The 22551-nt window shown below is 72.6% G+C and carries 27 protein-coding genes; 16 read left to right on the top strand and 11 right to left on the bottom strand.

Annotated elements, in window-relative coordinates:
• Positions 1-331, bottom strand: a 331-nt coding sequence (locus JHD21_RS04410) for a hypothetical protein (protein WP_292671949.1), incomplete at its 3' end; no start/stop codon positions are given.
• A 56-nt stretch (positions 332-387) separates the two neighbouring features.
• On the opposite strand from JHD21_RS04410, the gene JHD21_RS04405 reads away from it, so the two are divergent.
• From JHD21_RS04405 to JHD21_RS04390, 4 genes are read left to right on the top strand one after another with little or no spacing between them, the layout of a single operon-like run.
• Positions 388-1167 (top strand): TSUP family transporter, encoded by a 780-nt coding sequence (locus tag JHD21_RS04405; RefSeq protein ID WP_292671948.1) that lies wholly within the window; start codon positions 388-390, stop codon positions 1165-1167.
• A gap of 13 nt (positions 1168-1180) precedes the next feature.
• Complete coding sequence (locus tag JHD21_RS04400; protein WP_292671947.1) at positions 1181-1552, top strand: pyridoxamine 5'-phosphate oxidase; 372 nt, start codon at positions 1181-1183, stop codon at positions 1550-1552.
• Positions 1549-2292, top strand: a complete 744-nt coding sequence (locus JHD21_RS04395) for a VOC family protein (RefSeq protein ID WP_292671946.1) — start codon at positions 1549-1551, stop codon at positions 2290-2292. Before JHD21_RS04400 ends, JHD21_RS04395 begins: the two co-directional genes overlap by 4 nt.
• Positions 2293-2294: 2 nt before the next feature.
• Entirely contained in the window at positions 2295-2819 is a 525-nt protein-coding gene (locus JHD21_RS04390; RefSeq protein ID WP_292671944.1) for a DinB family protein, read from the top strand.
• Position 2820: 1 nt separating this feature from the next.
• On the opposite strand, the gene JHD21_RS04385 is transcribed toward JHD21_RS04390, so the two are convergent.
• Positions 2821-3915, bottom strand: coding sequence for a phosphotransferase (locus JHD21_RS04385; RefSeq protein ID WP_292671943.1), 1095 nt, complete (start codon positions 3913-3915; stop codon positions 2821-2823).
• A gap of 26 nt (positions 3916-3941) precedes the next feature.
• A complete protein-coding gene (locus tag JHD21_RS04380; RefSeq protein ID WP_292671942.1) occupies positions 3942-5279 on the bottom strand; it encodes an AarF/ABC1/UbiB kinase family protein in 1338 nt (445 codons plus the stop codon).
• Between the two features lie 85 nt (positions 5280-5364).
• Here JHD21_RS04380 and JHD21_RS04375 point away from each other — a divergent pair, with 85 nt between their 5' ends.
• Both JHD21_RS04375 and JHD21_RS04370 read left to right on the top strand, forming a co-directional pair.
• On the top strand, positions 5365-6705 hold the full coding sequence (locus JHD21_RS04375; protein ID WP_292671940.1) for a hypothetical protein: 1341 nt from the start codon (positions 5365-5367) through the stop codon (positions 6703-6705).
• Positions 6706-6786: 81 nt separating this feature from the next.
• On the top strand, positions 6787-8112 hold the full coding sequence (locus tag JHD21_RS04370; protein WP_292671938.1) for a hypothetical protein: 1326 nt from the start codon (positions 6787-6789) through the stop codon (positions 8110-8112).
• Positions 8113-8118: 6 nt separating this feature from the next.
• On the opposite strand, the gene JHD21_RS04365 is transcribed toward JHD21_RS04370, so the two are convergent.
• From JHD21_RS04365 to JHD21_RS04345, 5 genes are all read right to left on the bottom strand, one after another.
• Positions 8119-8385, bottom strand: coding sequence for a hypothetical protein (locus tag JHD21_RS04365; RefSeq protein WP_292671937.1), 267 nt, complete (start codon positions 8383-8385; stop codon positions 8119-8121).
• 61 nt (positions 8386-8446) lie between these two features.
• Positions 8447-8803 carry a YciI family protein gene (locus JHD21_RS04360; RefSeq protein ID WP_292671935.1) on the bottom strand — a complete coding sequence of 119 codons (357 nt, stop codon included), beginning with the start codon at positions 8801-8803 and terminating at the stop codon, positions 8447-8449.
• A 92-nt stretch (positions 8804-8895) separates the two neighbouring features.
• A complete protein-coding gene (locus tag JHD21_RS04355; RefSeq protein ID WP_292671933.1) occupies positions 8896-10275 on the bottom strand; it encodes a hypothetical protein in 1380 nt (459 codons plus the stop codon).
• A 39-nt stretch (positions 10276-10314) separates the two neighbouring features.
• On the bottom strand, positions 10315-10959 hold the full coding sequence (msrA, locus tag JHD21_RS04350; RefSeq protein WP_292671950.1) for a peptide-methionine (S)-S-oxide reductase MsrA: 645 nt from the start codon (positions 10957-10959) through the stop codon (positions 10315-10317).
• Between the two features lie 123 nt (positions 10960-11082).
• The gene (locus JHD21_RS04345; RefSeq protein ID WP_292671931.1) at positions 11083-11751 is read right to left on the bottom strand and encodes a lysoplasmalogenase; all 669 of its coding nucleotides are present in this window, start codon (positions 11749-11751) and stop codon (positions 11083-11085) included.
• Positions 11752-11771: 20 nt separating this feature from the next.
• Between JHD21_RS04345 and JHD21_RS04340 the strand changes: the two genes are divergently transcribed.
• Genes JHD21_RS04340 through ilvA form a run of 5 tightly spaced genes read left to right on the top strand, consistent with a single transcriptional unit; the run spans position 11772 to position 17207 of the window.
• Positions 11772-12929: a cystathionine gamma-synthase gene (locus tag JHD21_RS04340; protein WP_292671929.1), complete on the top strand. Its 1158-nt coding sequence runs from the start codon at positions 11772-11774 to the stop codon at positions 12927-12929.
• A complete protein-coding gene (locus JHD21_RS04335; RefSeq protein WP_292671927.1) occupies positions 12916-13257 on the top strand; it encodes a DUF202 domain-containing protein in 342 nt (113 codons plus the stop codon). The genes JHD21_RS04340 and JHD21_RS04335 overlap by 14 nt, the downstream gene beginning before the upstream one ends.
• On the top strand, positions 13254-14663 hold the full coding sequence (locus tag JHD21_RS04330; RefSeq protein ID WP_292671925.1) for a glutamate mutase L: 1410 nt from the start codon (positions 13254-13256) through the stop codon (positions 14661-14663). Before JHD21_RS04335 ends, JHD21_RS04330 begins: the two co-directional genes overlap by 4 nt.
• Complete coding sequence (locus JHD21_RS04325; protein WP_292671923.1) at positions 14657-15988, top strand: AI-2E family transporter; 1332 nt, start codon at positions 14657-14659, stop codon at positions 15986-15988. The genes JHD21_RS04330 and JHD21_RS04325 overlap by 7 nt, the downstream gene beginning before the upstream one ends.
• Positions 15981-17207 carry a threonine ammonia-lyase gene (ilvA, locus tag JHD21_RS04320; RefSeq protein WP_292671921.1) on the top strand — a complete coding sequence of 409 codons (1227 nt, stop codon included), beginning with the start codon at positions 15981-15983 and terminating at the stop codon, positions 17205-17207. The genes JHD21_RS04325 and ilvA overlap by 8 nt, the downstream gene beginning before the upstream one ends.
• Here ilvA and greA read toward each other — a convergent pair whose 3' ends face one another.
• Together greA and JHD21_RS04310 are read right to left on the bottom strand one after the other, a co-directional pair.
• A complete protein-coding gene (gene greA, locus JHD21_RS04315; RefSeq protein ID WP_292671919.1) occupies positions 17208-17705 on the bottom strand; it encodes a transcription elongation factor GreA in 498 nt (165 codons plus the stop codon).
• A 158-nt stretch (positions 17706-17863) separates the two neighbouring features.
• On the bottom strand, positions 17864-18271 hold the full coding sequence (locus tag JHD21_RS04310) for a DUF4307 domain-containing protein (RefSeq protein WP_292671918.1): 408 nt from the start codon (positions 18269-18271) through the stop codon (positions 17864-17866).
• A 107-nt stretch (positions 18272-18378) separates the two neighbouring features.
• Here JHD21_RS04310 and mca point away from each other — a divergent pair, with 107 nt between their 5' ends.
• The 5 genes from mca to JHD21_RS04285 are packed head-to-tail and all read left to right on the top strand — an operon-like array spanning position 18379 to position 21854.
• Entirely contained in the window at positions 18379-19254 is an 876-nt protein-coding gene (gene mca / locus JHD21_RS04305) for a mycothiol conjugate amidase Mca (protein ID WP_292671917.1), read from the top strand.
• On the top strand, positions 19251-19481 hold the full coding sequence (locus JHD21_RS04300; RefSeq protein WP_292671916.1) for a hypothetical protein: 231 nt from the start codon (positions 19251-19253) through the stop codon (positions 19479-19481). Before mca ends, JHD21_RS04300 begins: the two co-directional genes overlap by 4 nt.
• A complete protein-coding gene (locus JHD21_RS04295; protein ID WP_292671914.1) occupies positions 19478-20959 on the top strand; it encodes an SDR family NAD(P)-dependent oxidoreductase in 1482 nt (493 codons plus the stop codon). Before JHD21_RS04300 ends, JHD21_RS04295 begins: the two co-directional genes overlap by 4 nt.
• 40 nt (positions 20960-20999) lie before the next feature.
• Positions 21000-21620: an alpha/beta hydrolase gene (locus tag JHD21_RS04290; protein WP_292671913.1), complete on the top strand. Its 621-nt coding sequence runs from the start codon at positions 21000-21002 to the stop codon at positions 21618-21620.
• An 18-nt stretch (positions 21621-21638) separates the two neighbouring features.
• Entirely contained in the window at positions 21639-21854 is a 216-nt protein-coding gene (locus tag JHD21_RS04285) for a DUF2945 domain-containing protein (protein ID WP_292671912.1), read from the top strand.
• A 183-nt stretch (positions 21855-22037) separates the two neighbouring features.
• On the opposite strand, the gene JHD21_RS04280 is transcribed toward JHD21_RS04285, so the two are convergent.
• Complete coding sequence (locus JHD21_RS04280) at positions 22038-22547, bottom strand: SRPBCC family protein (protein WP_292671910.1); 510 nt, start codon at positions 22545-22547, stop codon at positions 22038-22040.
• Positions 22548-22551: the final 4 nt, after the last annotated feature.

Raw genomic sequence — 22551 nt, 5'->3', positions numbered from 1 at the left:
ACCCCGGCCCACCCAGGAACATGTCCACGCCGATGCCCAGGTCCGTCTCGACCGACGAGGCCCCCGCGGTGGTGTCGACGGTGTCCGCGCCCGGTCCGGCGAAGACCTCGCGGGTCGCGCCCGTGACGCAGACGAGGTCGTTGCCGGCGCCGGCCTCCACCAGGCCCGCGCCGCCCGACACGATCACGTCGTCACCGTCGGTGCCGGTGGCGCCGGTGGACGGTGATCCCACGACCGTCGCCTCCTGCCCGTGGCACGTCGGGGCGGCGTACGCGGGTGCCGACAGGCCCACCGTGCACGAGGCGACGAGCGCCAGGATCGGGAGTCTCATGACCAGTCCGATGCGTCGAACGACGAATTGGTTCTCCTGATCCTAGGGTGGCTTCGGTGGGCGATCCGACGACGACGGTGCTGGCACTGCTCGTGCTCGCGGCCGTCGCGGCCGGGTTCGTCGACGCGGTGGTCGGTGGTGGGGGGCTGATCCAGCTGCCGGCGCTGCTCCTGGGGCTTCCGAACGCGTCGCCGGTGCAGATCCTGGCCACCAACAAGCTCGGCTCGATCTGCGGCACCACGGTCAGCTCGGTGACCTACTACCGCCGGGTCCGTCCGGACCCGCGCACGTTCGGGCCGCTGATGGCGCTGGCGTTCACCGGCGCCGTGCTCGGCGCGCTGGTCGCGTCGCAGATCCCACGCGAGGCGTTCGAACCCATCGTCCTGGTGGTGCTGGTCGGGGTCGGTGGCTACGTGCTGCTCAAGCCCGACCTCGGCTCCAAGACCGAGCTGCTGCACGGGAGGGGGCGACACCTGACCACGGCGATGCTGGTCGGCTTCGCGATCGGGTTCTACGACGGCGCGATGGGGCCGGGCACCGGGAGCTTCCTGGTGCTCTCCCTGGTGGCGCTGCTCGGCTACTCGTTCCTCGAGGCGTCGGCGAAGGCGCGGATGGCCAACTGGGCGACCAACCTCGGTGCCCTGGTGGTGTTCGTCCCTCAGGGTGCGGTCCTGTGGAAGGTCGGGCTGCTGATGGGGCTGGGCAACCTGCTGGGCGGGTACGTCGGAGCGCGGGTCGCGGTCTCGCGCGGCGCCCGGTTCGTCCGGGTGTTCTTCGTCGTGGTCGTCGCGGCGTTCGTCGTGCGGATCGGCGGCGACGTCGTCGGTGTGTGGTGACTAGATTCGCGGCATGAGCATCCCCGTGAAGGTCGGTGACCTCGGCAAGGCGCTGGAGGGCTTCGGCACCGGCTACCTGCTGACGTCCTCCGACGGCAGGGTCAAGGTGGTGACCGTCGAGCCGTCGGTCGTCGACGGCACGGTGCGGGTCCCGGCGCCGGGGTGCGGCACCCTGGCCAACCTCGCCGACAACCCGGTCGTCACGCTGGTCTTCCCTCCGCTCGAGCAGCGCGGCTACACACTGCTCGTCGACGGCACCGCCGAGACCGACGGCGACGACGTCCACATCTCCGCGACCGGCGCGGTGCTGCACCGGCCCGCGGCGCACGCGGACGGCCCGCCCGCGCCGGACGGCTGCGGTCACGACTGCCGGCCGGTCCCGTGACGACGCCGTTCTGGCTCACGGCCTACCTGGACCTGGCCGCGGACGAGCACGAGCGCGGGATCCTGCTCTGGCAGCGGCTCACGGGCTACCGGGCCTCGGCCGCGCGAGGTGCCCACGACGAGTACGTGTCGCTCCTGCCGCCCGACGGCGACGACTACCTGGACGTGCAGCGGCTCGGCTCCGGACCCAGCCGGGTCCACCTGGTCGTGCACGTGGACGACGTGCGCGCCGCAGCGGAGGCCGCGACCGGCATCGGGGCCGCGGTGACGGCCGACGAGGGGGACTACCTCACCCTCACCTCGCCGGGAGGGTTCACCTTCTGCTTCGTCTCGCATCCGGCGACGACCCTGCCCGCCGCCACGGCCTGGCCGGACGGCAGCCGCTCCCGCGTCGACCAGGTCTGCCTGGACATCCCACCCTCGGTCTTCGACGAGGAGTTCGCGTTCTGGGAGCGCGTGACCGGCTGGGAGCCGCGTCCCCCGCGACCCGACGTCGAGTTCGCGCGGCTGACCCCGCCTCCTGGCCAGCCGCTGCAGCTGCTCCTGCAGCGTCTCGACGAGGAGGAGCCCGCCGTCCGGGCCCACCTCGACTGGTGCGCCACGGAGCGCGACGCCGAGGTCGACCGGCACGTCGCGGCCGGGGCCACCCTCGTGAAGCGCTTCGACCGCGGCTGGACGGTGCTGACCGGCCCGGACGGCTTCACCTACTGCGTCACCGAGCGCTCGCCCCAGGAGGGCTGACCATGGTCATGAAGCGCTTCGACATCCCGCAGGTCGCCGACGAGCTGACCATGCTGACCGGTTTCCTCGAGTGGATGCGCGACACCCTGCGGGTCAAGGCGGGCGGTCTCGACGCCGAGCAGCTCGGCCGACGGCACCCGCCGTCGGCGATGACCCTCGGCGGGCTGGTCACGCACCTGGCGTGGGTGGAGAGCTGGTGGTTCACCGAGATCTTCCGGGGGGAGCCGCCCGCCGAGCCCTGGGCGTCGTTCGACTGGAAGGCGGACGCGGACGCCGAGTGGACGGTGGCGGCGTCGATGCAGCCCGACGAGATCTGGGCGCTCTACGACACCGAGGTCGCCCGCTCCCGCGAGATCCTGGACGGCTCCGGTGGCCTGGACGCGATCGCCGTCGGCCACCGCAAGCGGAAGCCGGGGGAACCGCTGAGCATGCGGTGGATCGTGGTGCACATGATCGAGGAGTACGCGCGGCACCTGGGGCACGCCGACCTGATCCGGGAGTCGATCGACGGGTCGGTGGGCCAGTAGCTCACCCGACGAGGGCCACGGTCTCCAGGTCGGCCACCGCGACCCCGGCGCGCTTCAGCCCGGCGTCGGCGATCTCGGCGTTCTGCAGGCCGCCGAGACCGGAGGTGAACACCGCCGCGACATAGGCGTACGCCGCCATCCGCCGGTGCCGTCGCCAGCACTCGTCGGCATCGAGGTCCGGCCCGCCGTGGGCGGCGAGCTCGCCGGCGTAGTGGGCCAGCAGGTCCCTCTCGTGGGCGCGGCGGTCGGGGACGGCCATGCCGAGCACGAGGTGGTAGGTCACGTCGCGCAGGGGGTTCCCGCGGCGCACGGCCTGCCAGTCGAGGAGGCCGGCGCCGTCCTCGCCGAGCAGGTAGACGTTGCCCGGGTGCGGGTCCCCGTGCAGCACCGAGTGGGGTCCCTCGTCGAGGGTGGAGGCCCAGCGCCGGTAGCCGCGCAGCAGGGGAGCGGCATCGGACGGCACCATCTCGGGGGCACGCTCGGCCACCTTCGCCGCGAGCCGGGGCAGCGTCCCGCTGATGAGCGGGAGCAGGGCGTCGCCGGAGTTGGTGCCCAGCCAGGGGACCCGGGGCAGGTTCGCGTGCGTGGCGCCGTGCAGCCGGGCCAGGGTGGACAGCACCGCGGCCGTCTGGTCGACGCTGAGCCGGGAGAGGGTGTCGCAGAACACCGCGCCCTCGGCGGCGAGGTCCTCGAGCACGATCACGAACCGGCCCGTGCCGCGGTCGAAGGTGGCGCCGAGCAGCCGGGGTGCTCGGAGGTCGAGGCCGGGGCGCACGTCGCGGTAGAAGCCGACCTCGACCTCGCCGAGCCGGGCGAGCCCGCCGAAGAGCCGGGTCCCGGCGTCGACGGCCGCGGTCTTGACGAACACCGTCGGCGGCAGGCCCGGGCCCTCGACGGCGAGCCGGGCCCGGTCGGTCGTCCCGGTCGTCCCGTCGAGCGGGCTCACGCCGGTGACGGGCCGTCCGAGCACCCGAGCCAGGTCGGCCGGTCCGAGGTCGGCGGCGCACCGCGGCAGGCCGGCGCGGCGGCGTACCCGATCGACGCCGGCGCGGCCCACCTCCACGGCCACCCGTCGTCCGGTCGCTGCGATGCTCACGGACGGCATCGTGGCAGACCGTGCGGTCAGGTGGGGTCTGCGAACCCCGGCAGGTACTCCTCGAGGATCGCCTTGAACGGCGCCTCGGCTCCCAGCTGGCTGAGGACGCCGATCGCGCCGAGCCAGGTGCGGTGGATCAGCATGTAGTTGGGTGGCAGGTTGAGCTTGAGGGCCACCGTGTAGGTGGGCTCCCGGGGGTTGTTGATCCGCTGGAACTGCTCGCGCATCCACTCCCGGGTGAACCGGAAGCTCTCGACCTTGGTCGGCTCGACGAACGGCGCCAGGTAGTCGAGCAGGAGGTCGGGGTCGACGCGGACCCGGTCCTTGATGAAGCCCTCCTCGCGCAGACCCTGCTCGAGCTGCTCGTGGTCCGCCTGCGCGGCGACCCGGATGAGCCGGCCCATCGCCTCGGGCAGCCCGCCGCCGTCCAGCCGCGCGACCGCGCCGAAGTCGAGCACGCCGAGTCGGCCCGGCCGGCCGTCCTCGGTGGGCAGGATGCGGAAGTTGCCGGGGTGCGGGTCGGCGTGCAGCATCCCGGTGCGGGCGGGACCGGCGAACAGGAAGCGGACGAACAGCTGCCCGTAGTGGTCGCGCTCCTCCTGGCTGCCCTCCCGGATCACCGTCGCCAGGGAGTGCGGGCTCTCCAGCCACTCGGTGACCAGGGTGGACTCCCCGACCTCCACCACGTCGGGCACCACGAAGTCGGGGTCGTCGCGGAACGCCGCGGCGAACGCGCGCTGTGCCTCGGCCTCCAGGGTGTAGTCCAGTTCGTCGGAGGCCCGGGCCTGGACCTCGGCGATGAGCGGCTTGATGTCGACCCCGGGCACCAGCGGGCCCACCGTCCGGGCCAGCCGGGCGAGCTGCCGCAGGTCCGAGAGCAGGGCGTCCCCGGCACCGGGGTACTGCACCTTGACGGCGACCTCCCGATCGTCGGCCCAACGGCCACGGTGGACCTGGCCGATCGACGCGGCCGCCGTGGGGCCGCCGTCCAGCCACACCAGCCGGTCCGCCCAGTCGGCGCCCAGGTCCTTGGTGAGCTGGTCGCGCACGGTCTGGGTGGGCATCGGCGGGGCATCGTCCTGGAGCCTGGTCAGCTGCTCGCGATAGGGGCCCGCGACCTCCTCGGGAAGCGCGGACTCGAGCACCGAGAGCACCTGGCCGAACTTCATCGCCCCGCCCTTGAGCTCGCCGAGCGTGCGGAAGAGCTGCTCGGCCGTGCGCTGCTGGATCTCGGACAGGACCGTCTCGGCGGGCGCGCCACCCATCCGCCTGCCGAACCCGACAGCCGTCCTCCCGGCGTACCCCAGCGGCAGCGCGGCGAGCCTCGCCGTGCGCGCTGCTGCCTTGCGGGGCAGGTCGGCCATGACACCCAGTGTCCCTGACGACGAAAGCCCGACCGTGAGCGGTGCCGGTGCGAACCAAGTGCGGCGTGGCAGCATCAGACTGAACATGACGCCTCGTGCAAGCCTCGTCCTCCTGAGTGCCCTGGTCAGCATCCCGATGGGGACGCCCGCGTCCGCCGCGGGGGCGGCGCCCACCTGTCAGGGCCGCGAGGCGACGATGGTGGGCAAGCCCGGCCAGGTGCTCCGCGGGTCCGACGGCGCCGACGTCGTGGTGACCGGTGGGGCGTTCCAGGTGGACACCCGAGCGGGGGACGACGTCGTCTGCGTCACCGACCCGACCGCGCACGGGAAGTCGGTGTGGCTCGACCTGGGTCCGGGGAACGACAGCGTGCGGGTGCGCGACACCAGCCCGGTCCGGGCGTTCCTCGGCGACGGCGACGACCGGTACGTCGGCAACGACGCGCGGGACGTCGTCTTCGCGGGCCGGCGCGAGGACGACGATTCCGGCCTGCCCGACACGGGGACCGACGCGATCAGCACGGGCGGCGGACCTGACAGGGTCACGTCCGGAGGCCAAGGCGACGGCGACTCACTGTCCCTGGGTGCCGGGGACGACGACCTCCGCCTGGAGGGTGACTCGGGCCAGGCCGACGGAGGAGCCGGACGCAACTCTGTGCTGCTCGATGGCCTCTCGCGCGAGGAGGACGGGCCGGGCACCTGGCTGCTCGACAACCGAGTGGGGCAGCTCAGCCGTGACGGCGAGGTGCGCTTCTCGTGGACGGGCTTCTCCCGGTTCGCGCTCTCGAAGGGTGAGCCCCTGACGGTGCGAGGCAGCAAGCGGGACGAGAGCTTCGACGTGGTGGGCGGCCCCCTGACCCTGGACGCCGGCGCGGGTGACGACGTGGTGCGGCTCGTGGTGTTCGGTATGCGGAACTCCGACGTGGCCTCGGTCGACGGGGGTGTCGGCCGCGACCGCTTGACCCTCAGCAACTTCGGTGGCGGCGTCAGGGACATGTTCGTCGATCTCGACCTCGCCCGCGACCGTCTTCGGTACGGCCTCGGCGAGGTGCCGCGCCGCGCGGCTCTGGCCGGGTTCGAGGACGCGGCCGTCGACGGCTTCCCCGAGGTGCGCCTGCATGGCAGTGCCGCTGCCAACCGGTTGGAGGCGGAGATCCCCCAGGCCGGGCGACGTCGGCGCGAGAGCTGCCAGGTCACGCTGATCGGCGGGGGAGGTGGGGACGAGCTCCGGATCCGGTCGCCGAAGCTCGACTGGACGACCAAGGGTTGTCCGGCACCGCTGCTGGTCGGCGGAGTCGGCAACGACGAGCTGATCGGTTCGCGGGAGGACGAACGCCTGATGGGCGGTCCGGGTCGTGACGTCGCTCGTGGTGGTCCTGGTGTCGACGTCTGCGTGGCGGAGGTCAGAGTCGCCTGCGAGCGGCGCTGACGGGAGGTCCAACGACCTGAGGACGAGGGTCTCCCTGCCGTGGCGTCGCCCGCGCCATCGCGCGACCGTGGAGGGTGACCCGTGACCCGACCCTCGGAGGCGACCATGTCCGCCCGCACCGTCGTCCTGACCCTTCTCGCCGCCGGGGCACTGGCGGTCTCGGGGGTCACGGTCCCGGCGGACGGCAACTCGGCCGGCGTCGGGTCGCCGGCGCGGTGGGGGCCCGTCCGGACGCTCGCACCCAACCCGCCGAGCGCCTCGGTCGCCGTCGACGGCGAGGGAGTCACCACAGCTGCCTGGCAAAGCACGGACTACCCGCCGTCGGTCGTCGTGCGGCAGCGGTTCGCTGACGGGACCTGGGGCAGGCGGACCGTGGTGGGCCAGGGCACCGTCCCCGAGGTCGTCGCGGACCGGCGCGGCATCGTCACCGTCGTCTGGGTCACCCAGCGCGAGGGTCAGAGCGACGGCGTGGCGGCCGCCCGGCTCAGCGCCTCCGGCAGCTGGTCCGCGCCCGTGAGCCTGTCCGACGACGCGAGCCTGCCCGGCGACGTCCCCGGCGTGATCCGTCGCGCGTCGGGTCTCGACGTCGCCGTCAACCCTGCGGGAGCCGTGGTGGCGGTGTGGACGTGGGGCAGTGAGGAGGACGGGCTACCGACCCGGATCCGGTCGGCGTACCGCCCGAAGGCGGGGCCGTGGCGCCAGGCGGTGGACGTGACCCCTGCGAACGGCGCCGACGAGCCCGCGGTCGGCATCGCCGCCGACGGAACGGCGACCGTGGTCTACGGCGTGCAGGCGTTCGGTGAGCCGCAGGCGCTGGCCGCGCGGGTGCGCGGGGTCGGTGGGCGGTGGAGCACGTCCGCCCCGATCACCGCCGAGGGCTACGACCACGACCTGGCGGTCGCCGGTGACGGGCGGGCCGTGGTGGTCTTCAGCCCCGACCTCTCCGGGGTGCGGGTCGTCACCCGGTCCGTCACCGGACGGTGGGGAGCGCCCCGCAGTCTGGCGAAGGGTGGCGAGCTCAACGACGTGGACGTCGTGGTGAACCCGCGCGGCCACTTCGTCGTCGCGATGGCCCGGGACGAGGGACGCATCGACGTCGCCGAGCGTGGCTCCGGCGGTGCCTGGACCACGCCGCAGCGCCTGGCCGAGGGCGGCACCGTCGCCAGCGAGGTCATGGTTGCCGTCGACCGGGCGGGCGACACCTTCGTCGGCTGGGGCGAGTACGGCGTCTACGCGCGCTACCGGCCGCACGGATCGGCCTGGAGCCGGCGCTACACAGCCTGGCCGGACGCCGGCGTCGACGTCCTCGAGGCGGCGTTCGCGGTCATGGCCCCGAACGGTGACGTCGCCGTCATGTGGGACCAGGAAGCCGAGCCGCTGCGGATGCGGGTGCTGAAGACGCCGTAGTCAACGTCAGACGTGCGCCTTGTCCTTCCCCGAGAGGCTCTCCGCGGCACCGATCAGCAGCACCGCGGCGATGACCGCGACGACGAACCCGATCACGTTGAGCTCCATGATGTCGCCGGTGCCGATCGCACTGGCGATGACCCCGCCGATGACCGAACCGACGACGCCCAGCAGCAGCGTCATGAGGATGCTGAGGTTCTGTCGACCCGGCTTGAAGAGGCGCGCCAGGGCTCCGATGATGAGACCTGCGACCAGAAATCCGATGATGCCCATGCGGTGTCCTCTCGTTGAAGCAGAATTCCTTCGGTAACCCGCGAGGCCCCCACGCATGCGCTCAGCCGCGGGCGCTGCCCGGCTTCACCTTGCGGACCTCCTGGGGCCACCGGCAGCCCACCGCGATGCGCGACGCCCAGTAGCGCGCCCGGTCGTCGTCCGGCACGTCCACGATCGTGAGACCCCCGAGCCACTCCTTGGTCTCGACGTAGGGCCCGTCGGTGACGATCGACTCGCCGTTGTCGTAGTCGGCGTGCGCCAGCGCGGCGGTCTCCTCGAGACCACCGGCGTACACCAGCTCGCCGGCCTCCTGGATCTCCGCGACCACGGCGCGAGACGTCTTGCCGATCTCGGGCCAGTCCCCTTCCGGGTAGTCGGGCACCCACTGCTGGTTGAAGAAGATCAGGTACTCGGGCATGTGTCCTCCTGTGTCAGGGCAGCACTGACGGCCACCCTTCACGGTCGCCACGAACGGCGGCCACCGGATACGACAGCCGGAGCGTGCCGAACTCAGCGGCGCTCGCAGCCCATCCTGACTTCGGCACGGCACACGTCCCGGCCCGGGCCCCCGCGGGCGACGTCACGGCCGGGGCCTCCGACCAGCGTCTCGTCCCCCTGGGACCCCACCAGCAGGTCGCTTCCGCGCTCGCCTCGGAGCACGGGTCCGGGACAGCTCGTCGAGCGCGAGCGCGGCCCCTCGAGCACACGGAGGAGGTCGTCGCCGCCACGACCGGAGAGCAGGACCCGGCACCGCTCGAAGGCCTGCCAACCGGTCGGCAGCGTCACGGCCAGCCGGTTGCCGGACGACGAACCACGCATGGTCAGGAACGGGATGCCAGTGACCTGGGCGTGCTCGATGCCGGCGACGGGGACCTTGGTGGTGGTCCCGCGGTTCCCGTACCGGTAGGCACCAGCAGCCAGATCGAGGCGGAAGACGCTCGGCCCCTCGTACTGGGAGACGACGAGCCGGTCGCGCCCCGGCCCGCCGTCGATCGACCGGACCAGCACGTCGTCGAGGTCGTACCCGGCCCGTCCGACGTAGATCTCGTCGTTTCCCCCGCCCGCACTGATCGAAAGCGTTGTCTCGACGAGTCCGTCCTGCCCGTACGCCTCGAACGACTCGTGCCGCCGGCTCCCTCGGACGCGCAGCTCCTCGTCGGCCTTCGCGAACCTGACCTGGAAGCCGGTGAAATCGGTCAACGACAGGTGGGTCTCGCCGTTGCGGGAGAACGTCCCCGCGTGGGTGTCCAGCACCCAGCTCCCGGCGTCCTTCCCCGCGTCCCCGGAGACGTTCAGCCCGAGGAAGTTCCTGCCGGGGCCGCCGTCCACGTCTCCGGCGTACGGGGCGCCGGCGAGCACCTCCCGGTTCATCCCGTCATCACCCCGGCCGAGCGAGACGGTGTCGTCGTTCGACGCCGCCACCCCGTCGTCACCGCCGCCGGTGCTGATCGTGTCGCGGTCGCGGTCGACGTACTGCTCGCCGGTGTCGCCGCCGATCTCGACCGACTCGAGCTCGCCGCCCCGCACGAGGTCCCGCTCGTCACCACCCACGAAGGTGTCCTCCCCGTGGCCGAGGTGACCCGTCACGGCCTCCGTGCTCGTCACCACGACCGAGTCGTGGCCGGCACCCGATGCGAACCGGACGCGGTGGCCGTCGTCGCTCGAGCCGGTGAGGCACACGACGTCGTCGCCGGCTCCGGTGACGACCCACCGGGCCCCGTCGCTGACCACCACGTCGGGCCCGTCGGTGCCCCGGACCGACCCACCGGGCTCGCCGACGATGGTCGCCGGCTGGCCTTGGCAGGTCGGTTCGGAGGCGGCGGCAGCGGGTGCGGCCCACACCAATGGTGCGAGGGCGAGGGCGAGGGCAGTGCCGGCCGGTCTTCTCACGTCAGGTGTGATGCGCCCGTGACGGAATCGGTTCGCTGGTCAGGCCGGGAACTTCACACCCGTGTTGGCGTGGCAGCGGTAGCCGAACGGGTTCTTGGCGAGGTACTGCTGGTGAGCGTCCTCCGCGTAGTAGTACGGCGTCTCGCTGGCCGGCCGGATCTCGGTCGTGACCGAGCCCAGCCGGCGGCGCTCGAGCTCGGCGCCGTAGACCGCGGTCAGCTCACGGGCGGTCTGCTCCTGCTCGGGGGTCGTGTAGTAGATCGCGGAGCGGTACTGGGTGCCGACGTCGTTGCCCTGGCGGAAGCCCTGGGTCGGGTCGTGCACCTCGAAGAACGTCTTCACCAGGTCTGCGTAGGACACGACGCTGGGGTCGAAGACGACCCGCACGGCCTCGGTGTGGTTGGTGCGGCCGCTGCAGACCTCGTCGTACGTCGGGTTGGGGGTCGTGCCGCCCGCGTAGCCGACCGACGTCGACCAGACGCCGGGGACCTGCCAGTAGATCTCCTCGGCCCCCCAGAAGCAGCCCAGGCCGAAGATCGCGACCTCCAGGCCGGCGGGCGCCTCGTCGGTGATGACGGGCGCGTCCAGGATCTTGTGCCTGTCGGCGACGGCGAAGGGGCGCTCGGTGCGGCCGGGCAGGGTCTGCTCGGGCTCGACGAGGGCGGCGTTGCGGCGGGAGAACATGCTCATTCGCGCTCCTAGGGTCTTGTCTGCCCACGTGCTGGGCACAGTCTGCAACAGCGCGGCTGTCTCGGTCGTTCCCGTCCTCAGCAGACTCACAGGCTCAGCCCTGGGACCGGCCCAGGATCAGCCGACCGAGCGGCTGACCCCGTCGCTGATCAGCCACTGGGCGGCGGTGTAGGTCGCCATCACCGCCGACTCCAGGGCGGGGTGCGGCTCGTCGCGCAGGAACAGCTGGACGCCGAGCAGCGAGTCGGACGTCAGGAACAGGGCGGCGCCGGCCCGGACCCGGGTCCGCTCCGGCGACTCCGGCAGGGCCGCGGCGCTGGCCGCCATCGCCGCCAGCACCAGGCCGTAGGCCCCGACCGGCACCCCGAAGCGTGCGTCCCGCCGTCCCGCGAGCACGGCGTTGGCCGGCACCGCGACCGAGGCCAGGGCCAGCACCCCACGCCCGGCAGCGCTCGCGGTGGGCGAGCCGGAGCCCAGGGCGCGGAACGCGGCGACGTACGCCACGTGCGCCCCGAGGAACGACGCGACCCCGGCCAGGAACCGCGACTCGCTCCTCCCCATCAGGGCGACGTCCCCGCCCCAGGACAGCCCCTGGGCCGCGAGCACCCGGCGGACGACCGGTCCGGGTGGGGTGTCGCCCGCGAGGCCGGCGGCCAGGACGGGCATCAGCAACGGCTTGACGACGTGGTGGAGACGGCGCCCGCGCGGACCGACCCCGACGAGTGCGGTGTCCGCGACGGAGAGCGCGGCGTACGCCGCCGTCAGCCAGCGGCGCCGCGGGGTCATGCGCTGGATACTCTCACCGGGTGAGCCAAGAGCACCGAAGCAAGGCCGGCTTCGAGACCCGCGCCATCCATGCGGGCTACGAGCCGGACGCCATGACAGGGGCGGTCATCCCGCCGATCTACGCGACCTCCACCTACAAGCAGGACGGCGTCGGCGGCCTGCGCGGCGGCTACGAGTACAGCCGCTCGGGCAACCCCACCCGCACCGCGCTCGAGGGCAACATCGCGGCCCTGGAGGAGGGCGAGCGCGGCTTCGCGTTCGCGTCGGGCCTCGCCGCCGAGGACACGGTCGTCCGCGGGCTCCTCGACCCCGGCGACCACGTGGTGCTTCCGAACGACGCGTACGGCGGCACGCACCGGCTCTTCGACAAGGTCGAGCAGCGCTGGGGCCTGGCCAACACCCCGGCCGCGCTCAGCGACCTCGACGCGGTCCGCGCCGCGATCCGCCCGGAGACGAGGATGGTCTGGGTCGAGACCCCCACCAACCCGCTGCTCGGCATCGCCGACATCGAGGCGCTCGCCAGCGTCGCCCACGAGGCCGGCGCCCTGCTCGTCGTCGACAACACCTTCGCCACGCCCTACCTGCAGCGGCCGCTGACGCTCGGCGCGGACGTCGTCATCCACTCGACCACCAAGTACGCCGGTGGCCACAGCGACGTCGTCGGCGGCGCGGTCGTCGTGCGCGACCTCGACCTCGCCGACAAGGTCGGCTACCACCAGAACGCGATGGGGGCCGTCGCCGGCCCGTTCGACGCCTGGCTGACCCTGCGGGGTCTCAAGACCCTCGCGGTCCGGATGGACCGCCACTGCGACAACGCCGAGAGGATCGTCGCGTTCCTCGACGCCGACGACCGGGTCGAGCACGTCTACTACCCCGGCCTCGCGGGCCACCCCGGTCACGAGGTCGCGGCGAAGCAGATGGCGCGGTTCGGCGGGATGGTCAGCTTCCGCGTGCGGGGCGGCGAGGAGCACGCCCTCGAGGTGTGCGACCGCGCCGAGGTCTTCACGCTCGCGGAGTCGCTGGGCGGTATCGAGTCGCTGATCGAGCACCCCGGGCGGATGACGCACGCCAGCGTGGCCGGCACCGAGCTCGAGGTCCCCGCGGACCTGGTCCGGCTCAGCGTGGGCATCGAGACGGTCGAGGACCTGATCACGGACCTGGACCGTGCCCTCGGCTGAGGGTCCGGTCGAGCCGGACTACCGCTTCACCCTCGCCAACGAGCGCACCTTCCTGGCCTACGAGCGGACGGCCGTGGGCCTGGTCGCGGCCGGGCTCGCGGTCGCACACCTCCTGGAGGGTGACTGGGGATCCCGGCTCCTCGCCGCCCTGCTCGTCGGCACCGGTGGCGTCGCCGCGATCGGCGGATACCTCCGGTTCCGCGATGCCGAGGCCGCCATCCGGTCCGGCGAACCGCTGCCGGCGAACCCGGCGTTGCACGTGCTCGCCGCGGCCGTGATCGTGTGCCTCGTCGCGGCCGCCGCGTCCGTGGTGGCGACCTTCGGGTGAGCGCGGTCGTCTGCGTCGACTTCGGCTCGACCTTCACCAAGGCCTCGCTGGTCGACCTGGCCGCGGGCCGCATCGTAGCGGCCGCCGAGCATCGCACCACGATCGAGACCGACGTCCTCGACGGGTACGACGCCTGCCTGGCCGTCCTCGCCGAGCGGGACCCTCGCGCGACCGCGGCCGAGGTGCTGGCGTGCTCGAGCGCCGGGGGCGGGCTGCGGATCGCCGTCGTCGGCGCCGAGGCGCTCGTCACCGCCGAGGCCGGCCGGCGGGTGGCCCTGTCCAGTGGCGGCAAGGTGGTCGACGTGGTCGCCTTCGGCGGTCGGGCGACCGAGGTCTCGAGGCTGGCTGCGCTCGCACCTCGACCGGCGTCCGGCGCGGGCGCGGATGTGATCCTGCTGACCGGTGGCACCGACGGCGGCAACACCGAGGTGATCGTCGACGCGGCCCGGGGCCTGGCCGCCAGCGGGTGGCGCGGACCGGTCGTGGTGGCCGGCAACGTGGACGCCCGCGCGGACGTCGAGCGCGCGCTCGCCGGCATCCCCCACGTGGTCGCCGACAACGTGGTGCCCCGGATCGGGGTCCTCGCGCCCGGCTCCGCGCGCCGGGCGGTCCGCGAGGTCTTCCTGTCCCACGTCATCGGGGGCAAGCACCTCAGCGCCCGAGCCGACTTCACCGCGATGGTGAGGGGCGCGACGCCCGACGTCGTCCTGACCGGGGTCGAGCTGCTCGCCCGGGGGCTCGACGAGTCGAGACCTGGCATCGGCGACGTCGTGGTCGTCGACGTCGGAGGCGCCACCACGGACGTCCACTCCGTGGTGGAGATCGACCCCGAGGACGGGTCCGTCGACGCCGAGGGACTGGCTCGGGAGGTGGTCGCCGGCAGCCCGGTGACGCGAACCGTCGAGGGCGACCTCGGCATGCGCTGGTCAGCGGTCTCGACCGTCGAGGCGGCGGAGCTCAGCGGCCTCGCCGACGCCGCGGCCGCACGCCGGGCCGACCCCGGCTTCCTGCCGGTCACCGAGACCGAGCAGGACATCGACGAGGCGATCGCCCGAGCCGCGGTGGGGCTGGCGCTGCGTCGGCACGCGGGCCGGTCCCGCGTCGTCGTAAGCCCCGAGGGCCGGGTCGTGGAGCGCACCGGCACCGACCTGCGCCGGGTCGGGCTGGTCGTCGGGTCGGGCGGCGTCCTCCGGCACGGTCGTCCGGGGGTCACCGAGCGGGTGCTCGGACCCAGTGTCGGCCCGGGGCGTGCGGACGCCGGCGAGGGCTGGCAGCTCCCCGAGCGCGCTCGGCTGGCGGTCGACCACGACTACGTCCTGGCGGCCGCCGGGCTGCTCGCCGCCGAGCACCCCGACGCGGGGTACCGGCTGGCCATGTCATTGGTGGATAGATTGCCCGCGTGGTGAAGTCGGGACAGGAGCGCGACGGGGTTTCCGGCGAGGTCTCCGGCGAGGTGCCCGACGAGCCCCCTCACCTGGGCGTCGCCTCCCGGCTGGCGCAGCAGTGGAACGCGATGCGCTCCGCCGAGCGGCACCCGCCGCCACCGCCGGCCCCGCCACCGCACCCGCAGGGCAACGTGCCCCACGGGGTGGAGCTCGCGGCCTCGTGGTCGTGGCGGCTCCTGGTGATCGCCGCGGCCGTGGCGGTGCTGGGCTGGCTGATCGCCTTCCTGGCGGTCATCGTGATCCCGGTGGTGGTGGCGCTGCTCGTCACTGCGCTGGTCGTGCCGCTCGTGGAGTGGCTGACCAGGATCGGCGTACGCCGGAGCGTGGCGTCGATCCTCGTCGTGCTGACCACCATCGCCGGCGTCGCGTCCCTGCTGACCTTCGCCGGCCAGCAGGTCGCCGAAGGTGCCACCGACCTCGCCGACCAGACCGTGGCCGGGCTGCAGGAGATCAAGGACTGGCTCAAGGACGGCCCGCTCAACGCCAGCGACTCGCAGATCAACGACTACATCAAGAGCGTGCAGGACGCGATCAGCGAGCAGTCGCAGGAGGGCGGCGTCCTCACCCGGGTCACCGAGGTCGGTACGGCCGTCACCCATGTCCTGGCCGGCTTCTTCATCGTGCTGTTCTCGACCTACTTCTTCCTCGCCGACGGCGACCGCATCTGGGCGTGGGTGGTCCGGCTGTCGCCCCGCGCGGCCCGGGAGCGGGTCGACAGCTCCGGCCGGGTCGCCTGGATCTCGCTCACCCAGTTCGTCCGGGCCACCGTCATCGTGGCCGCGGTGGACGGCATCCTGATCGGTGCAGGGGCGGCGATCATCGGGGTGCCGTTCTCGCTGGCGATCGGCGTGCTGGTGTTCCTCGGCGCGTTCGTGCCGATCATCGGAGCCACCATCGCGGGGTCCGTGGCCATCCTGGTGGCCCTCGTGGACCAGGGGCCGGTCAAGGCGCTGATCATGCTGGCCATCGTGATCGGGGTCCAGCAGCTCGAGGGCCACATCCTGCAGCCGTTCCTCATGGGCCGCTGGGTCTCCGTGCACCCGCTCGCGGTGATCCTCGCCATCGGCGCGGGCGTCCTGACCGCGGGCGTGGCGGGCGCCCTGGTCGCGGTGCCGCTCGCGGCCGCGGCCAACGCCGTCGTCCAGCACCTCGCCGGCTACACCGATCCCGGGGACGACCCGGTCGAGGAGCTGGCGGAGGACTACGTCGAGACGGGGGACACATCCGCCCTGGAAGACGTCCCGGTCAAGCCCGCCGGTCCCGACGACGGAGCGGTAGGTGGCTGACACCTCGCCCGCGGGCTGCCCGGTCACCCTGGCGGACATCGAGGCCGCCCGCGAGCTGATCCGGGGCGTCGCCATCGAGACGCCGATGGAGCAGTCCCGGTGGCTGTCGGCCCTGGTCGGCGGACCGGTCTCGCTCAAGGCGGAGAACCTGCAGCGCACCGGCTCGTTCAAGTCCCGCGGCGCCTACACCCGGATCGCGCGCCTCTCGCCGGAGGAGCGGGCCCGGGGCGTGGTCGCGGCGTCCGCGGGCAACCACGCCCAGGGGGTCGCGCTCGCCGCCCAGCTGCTGGGCATCAAGTCGACGGTGTTCATGCCCGAGGGGGCGCCCATCCCCAAGGAGCGGGCGACCCGCGCGTACGGCGCCGACCTCGTCTTCGAGGGCAAGGTGCTCGAGGAGTCGCTGGTCGCGGCGCGCCGCTTCGCGGACGAGACCGGGGCGGTGCTGATCCACCCGTTCGACCACGTCGACATCATCAGCGGCCAGGGCACCCTCGGGCTCGAGGTGCTGGAGCAGGCCCCCGACGTCGCGACAGTGATCGTGCCGTGCGGAGGTGGCGGCCTGCTCTCGGGTGTCGCGATCGCGGTCAAGGCGCTACGGCCCGAGGTCCGGGTCGTGGGGGTACAGGCCACGGGCGCGGCGGCGTACCCGGCCTCGCTGGCGGCCGGGCACCCGGAGCCGCTGTCGTCGATGAAGACGATGGCCGACGGCATCGCGGTGGGGCTGCCGGGCGACCTGACCTTCGCCGCCGTCCGCGACCACGTCGACGAGATGCTCACCGTCTCCGAGGACTCGCTGGCGAGGGCCGTCCTGGCGCTGGCGGAGCGCGCCAAGCTCGTCGTCGAGCCGGCCGGCGCGGCCGCGGTCGCGGCGATCCTGGACCAGCCGCAGCACTTCGGCACGCCGACCGTCGCGGTGCTGTCCGGCGGCAACATCGACCCGCTGCTGCTCGGCAAGGTGATCCGGCACGGCATGGCCGCCGCTGGGCGCTACCTCAACCTGCGGGTCAACATCCCCGACACCCCGGGCGGCCTGGCCACGCTGCTCACTGAGATCAGCGCCGTGGGCGCCAACGTGCTCGAGGTCGTGCACGAACGGATCTCGCCGCGGCTGCACCTCGACGAGGTCGAGGTGCACCTCCAGCTCGAGACCAGGGGCGCCCAGCACTCGGAGCAGCTGATGGGCCGGCTGCGGGAGCGCGGTTACCGGGTGCTGGAGTGACTATCCGGTGAACGGCACCGCGTCGACGATCTCGACCTTGACGTCCTTGCCGTTGGGAGCGGTGTAGCTCACCGTCTCGCCGCGCTTCTTGCCGTTGATGGCCGAGCCGAGGGCGGACTGCGGGGAGTAGACGGTCAGGCCCTCCTCCTCCATCTCGCGGGCACCGAAGAGGAAGGTCTCCTCGTCGTCGAAGTCCACGAACCGGATGGTGACCTTCATGCCCTGCTCGACCACGCCGTCGTCGGGCGGGGTCTCGCCGACCTCGGCGCGCCGGAGCATCTCCTCGAGCTGCCGGATGCGGGCCTCCTGCTTGCCCTGCTCGTCCTTGGCCGCGTGGTAGCCGCCGTTCTCCTTGAGGTCGCCCTCGTCGCGCGCCGCGCTGATGCGCTCGATGATCTCCTGCCGCCGCGGTCCCTTGAGGTCCTCCAGCTCGGCGGTCAGCTTGTCGTGCGCCTCCTGGGTGAGCCAGATCGTGCCCTGGTCGGTGGACTGAGTCATGGGGGTACTCCTGAGATGTCACTCGATGATGGTCGACTGCGTCGTTGTCGGGTCGTGGTCGGTCGGACTCGACGCCGGTCGGCGCTGCGGGCCGGTCAGATGACGGCCGGCAGGACGTCAGAACGGCAACTGTAACAAGGACGCCGAGAATCGGCCCGTTATCGAGGCTGCTTCTGGCCGTCGGTGGTGCAGCCCAGGGACTCCACGGCGGTCGCACGACGGTCGGTGCGGATCTCGACCACGTTGCGCCGGCCGGCGCCCGGGTCCGGTGCGAAGGCGAGCTCCCCGACCGTGGTGTGGTCCTCCGCGAACGCGCGCAGCCGGCAGCTCGCGCCCTCCGCCTCCTCGTCGAGGCTGACGACCAGCACCACCGAGACCGTGGAGTCGTCGATGACCGAGAACCCCTCCATCTCCGAGGTCACCTCGGTCTGGGTGTGACCAGCCACGGTCCACGCCAGCCACCCGAGGAACACCAGGGCGATCCCGACGGTTGCGATGACGAGCGCGCGTCGCCGAGCGGGCGACGGTGCGCCGTAGCGCTCCGCCATCGCGTCCTGCGTGCTCACCCGTCCACTCTCACACCTAGGGTTATGACATGCCGAATCCCCCTGTCCCGACCGATGGGCCGACTCCGGGGCCGACTCACGAGAAGCCCCGCGCGGGACTCCGGCTGATGCACGTTCACGCCCACCCTGACGACGAGTCGAGCAAGGGCGCCGCCTCGACCGCGATGTACGTCTCGCAGGGCGTCGACGTCCACGTCGTCACCTGCACGGGCGGGGAGCGCGGGTCGATCCTCAACCCCAAGATGGACCGCCCCGACGTGCTGGCCAACATCACCGAGATCCGCCGGCAGGAGATGGAGCGGGCCCGCGACATCCTGGGCGTGCGGCAGGACTGGCTGGGCTTCGTCGACTCCGGCTGGCCCGAGGGCGACCCCAAGCCGCCGCTGCCCGAGGGCTGCTTCGCCCTGGTCCCGCTCGAGGAGGCGGCCGCGCCGCTCGTGAAGCTGATCCGGCAGTTCAGGCCGCACGTGATGACGACGTACGACGAGCGCGGTGGCTACCCGCACCCCGACCACGTCAAGTGCCACGAGGTCTCGGTGGCCGCGTTCGAGGCGGCCGCCGATCCCGAGCGCTACCCCGAGCTGGGCGAGCCCTGGCAGGTCCTGAAGCTCTACTACCACCACTCGTTCAACCGGCCGCGGATGCTGGCCCTGCACGAGGCGATGCTGGCCCACGGTCTCGAGTCGCCGTGGGAGGAGCGCCTCAAGGAGTGGGAGCCCGAGCCCGAGTGGGACGCCCGGATCACGACCAAGGTCCCGTGCGGTGAGTTCTTCGGGGTGCGCGACCAGGCCCTGCTCGCGCATGCCACCCAGATCGACCCGGACGGCTTCTGGTTCGCGATCCCGCGGGAGATCCAGCTCGAGGTCGCGCCCACCGAGGACTTCGAGCTCGTGACGTCGTTCGTCGACAGCCCCGTGCCCGAGGACGACCTGTTCACCGGGATAACGGTCGGGGACGACCCGGCTGCGACAATGGCCCCATGACCTCCGCGCTGCTGCTGGACCTGGTGCTGGGCCTCGTCAGCCTCGCCGACGAGTCGCCCGAGCCCGAGGACGTCAAGGCGGGCTGGACGGCGTTCGCGGTCTTCCTGCTCCTGATCGGCGCCGTCGCCTTCCTCGGGTTCAGCCTCACCAAGCACCTGCGCCGGGCGGAGGACGCCGAGAAGGCAGGTCTCTACGGCTCGGAGCCCGCCAAGCCCGACGAGACGTGATCGACCCGGACGACCTCGCCACCACGCTGCGGGTGCTCCGGCAGCTGCACGAGTTGCCCCACGACGATCCGGCCCGGGTCGAGGTCAAGCACGCGACCTCCCACATGTACAAGGCGTTCAAGCGCGACCGCAAGCTGGCCAAGCGGGCCGCCGACCTCGCTCACGACCGTCGCGTGACCGAGGCGACGGCGACCGGTTCGGCGCTGCGGATCGACGACGAGACGCTCGGCATCCCGCTGGTCTCGCAGGCCGAGGGCCCGTTCGCCGGCGAGCTGGTCAACCCGCGCGGCTGCTACATCTGCAAGCACGACTACACGCTGGTCGACGCGTTCTACCACTGGCTGTGCCCGGCCTGCGCCGCGATGTCGCACGCCAAGCGCGACCAGCGCACGGACCTGAGCGGCAAGCGCGCCCTGCTGACCGGTGGGCGGGCCAAGATCGGCATGTACATCGCGCTCCGGCTGCTGCGCGACGGGGCGCACACCACGATCACCACCCGGTTCCCGCACGACGCGGTGCGCAGGTTCGCCGCGCTCGAGGACAGTGCCGACTGGATCGGCCGGCTGAAGATCGTCGGCATCGACCTGCGCGACCCGACCCAGGTGGTCGCGCTCGCCGACGACGTCGCCGCCGAGGGGCCGCTCGACGTCCTGGTCAACAACGCGTGCCAGACAGTACGCCGCTCCCCGGGCGCCTACTCCCAGCTGGTCGAGGCCGAGTCCGCGCCGCTGCCGCTGGGCGTGACGCTGCCCGAGATGGTCACCTTCGACCGGGTCTCCGAGGCGCACCCCGCCGCGATCGCCGGGGCCCTGGCCGCCGACCCGGTGGCTCACCACGACGGTGAGTCGACCGCCGAGGCGGTCGCCGCCCACACGGCCGCCTCCCTGACCGCGCTCGCGCTGCGGGCCGGCAACGCTTCCCTCGACGCGCACCTGGCCGGCACCGCGGTGGACGCCGGCGGGCTGCTGCCCGACGTCGCGACCAGCAACTCGTGGACCCAGACCGTCGACCAGGTGGACCCGCTCGAGCTCCTCGAGGTGCAGCTGTGCAACTCCGTGGCGCCGTTCCTCCTGGTGTCGCGGCTCCGTCCGGCCCTCGCCGAGGCGGCGCGCCGAGCCCCCTCCGGACGTGCGCACGTGGTCAACGTGTCGGCCATGGAAGGTCAGTTCTCGCGCCGCTACAAGGGCGCCGGCCACCCGCACACCAACATGGCCAAGGCCGCTCTCAACATGATGACGAGGACCAGCTCGGCGGAGATGTTCGAGACCGACCGGATCCTGATGAACGCGGTCGACACCGGGTGGATCACCGACGAGCGGCCGCACCAGGACAAGCTCCGGATCGCCGCGGAGGGCTGGCACGCCCCGCTGGACCTGGTCGACGGCGCGGCCCGCGTCTACGACCCGGTGGTCCAGGGTGAGACCGGCACCGACCTGCACGGCCACTTCCTCAAGGACTACGCGCCGAGTCCCTGGTGACGAGGCCGGTCCCTCACCAGGCACCCTGAACACTGTCGGGGTGGAATCCTCTCCCCGGCTCATCCAGGTCGCCCGTCCACGCTCGCCCGTCGGCGCCGTCCTCGTGCTGCACGGAGGTGCCTCGCGGGGCGACCGGATGATGGTCAGCCCGACCCAGCTGTCGGTCGTCCGGATGATCCCGACCGCCAAGGCGGCCGCTCGGGCCGGCAACGGGCGGCTCGCGGTCTACCGCCTGCTCAACTCGTGGCGCGGGTGGGACGGCCAGCACACGCCGGTGGCGGACGCCAGGTGGGCGATGGCGCAGGTCCGCGGCGAGCTCGGCGACCTCCCGCTGGGCCTGATCGGCCACTCGCTCGGCGGCCGCGCCGCCCTTCTGGCGGGTGCGGAGCCGGACGTCGTCTCCGTGGTCGCGCTCAACCCGTGGGTCTACCCCACGGACGACGCCGACCTGACCGGTCGCCGGGTGCTGGTGCTGCACGGCACCCAGGACCGGGTCGCGAGCATGGCCCGCGCCCGCACGGTGGCCGCCAACCTGGCGCGCACCGCGGACGTCGAGTTCGTGGAGATCGAGGGCGGCAAGCACGCGATGCTCCGGCACGGCCGCGAGTTCGACCGGCGGGCCGCGGACTTCACCGCGCAGACGTTGCTCAGCCGGGTCTGAGGCGGTTACCGCTCCGTCATGGCCGACGAGAGCTTCCGCAAGGGCGACAAGGTGGAGTGGGACAGCCACGGCGGTACCGCCGTGGGAAAGGTGCTGAGGAAGATCACCTCGGAGACCGAGGCCGGCGGCCGCAAGGTCAAGGCGTCGAAGGACGAGCCTCAGTACCTCGTCGAGAGCGAGAGCGGCAGCGGCACCGCCGTGCACAAGCCCGGGGCGCTGCGCAGGAGGACGTAGGGGCGGTCCGCCCGAGCGGACCGCCCGGCCGGGTCAGAGGACCAGGAAGAGCAGGACGACGACGGCGATGACCAGGGCGAGAACGGCGATGGTCCGGGTGTCCATGGAGAACCTCCTGTGTGGTGGGTGGCGTGACGCAGGAGAGGCGGTGCCCGACCGGGTCCTGCGGCAAACCGTCCGCCGTCACCCGACCGCGGGCACGCCGTTCGCACAGAGCCGCTGCAGGTTCCCCAGGAACCGCCGGAACATCAGGTTCGTGATCGGTGTCGAGACGGGTGCGAAGAGCTGGGAGGCCCCGCCGGTGTCCATGCCGAGCTCCCAGGTCAGCCGGGTCCCGCCCGCGATCGGCTCCAGGCGGTAGTTCTCCAGGAACGCCCTGAGGGTCTTGGTGGCGCTGGTGTTGAACCGGAACGCCATCTGCCGGCCCGGCTCCCAGGCGAGGAACACCTCGTCGCCGACCATCCCCCCGCGCATCGTGACGACGCGGGTGGTGCCGACGCCGTGCGGCTCGGGGCTCGTGTACTCCACGTGGGTGATGACCTTGGCCCAGCGCGGCCAGGTGTCCGCGCGGGCCAGGACCCCGAAGAGCTCGTCGGGGGACAGCGCGACGTCGACGTCGTTGCTGAAGCGCTGAGGGGCACGGGCCAGCCAGTCGAGGTCGACGTGCTGGCACGGGTGGAGCGTCTTGGGCACGGTG

The organism is Nocardioides sp. (assembly GCF_016462705.1).
Classification (GTDB): domain Bacteria; phylum Actinomycetota; class Actinomycetes; order Propionibacteriales; family Nocardioidaceae; genus Nocardioides.
The sequence above is the reverse complement of the archived record's forward strand: the minus strand, read 5'-3'. Positions and strand labels throughout refer to the sequence as shown.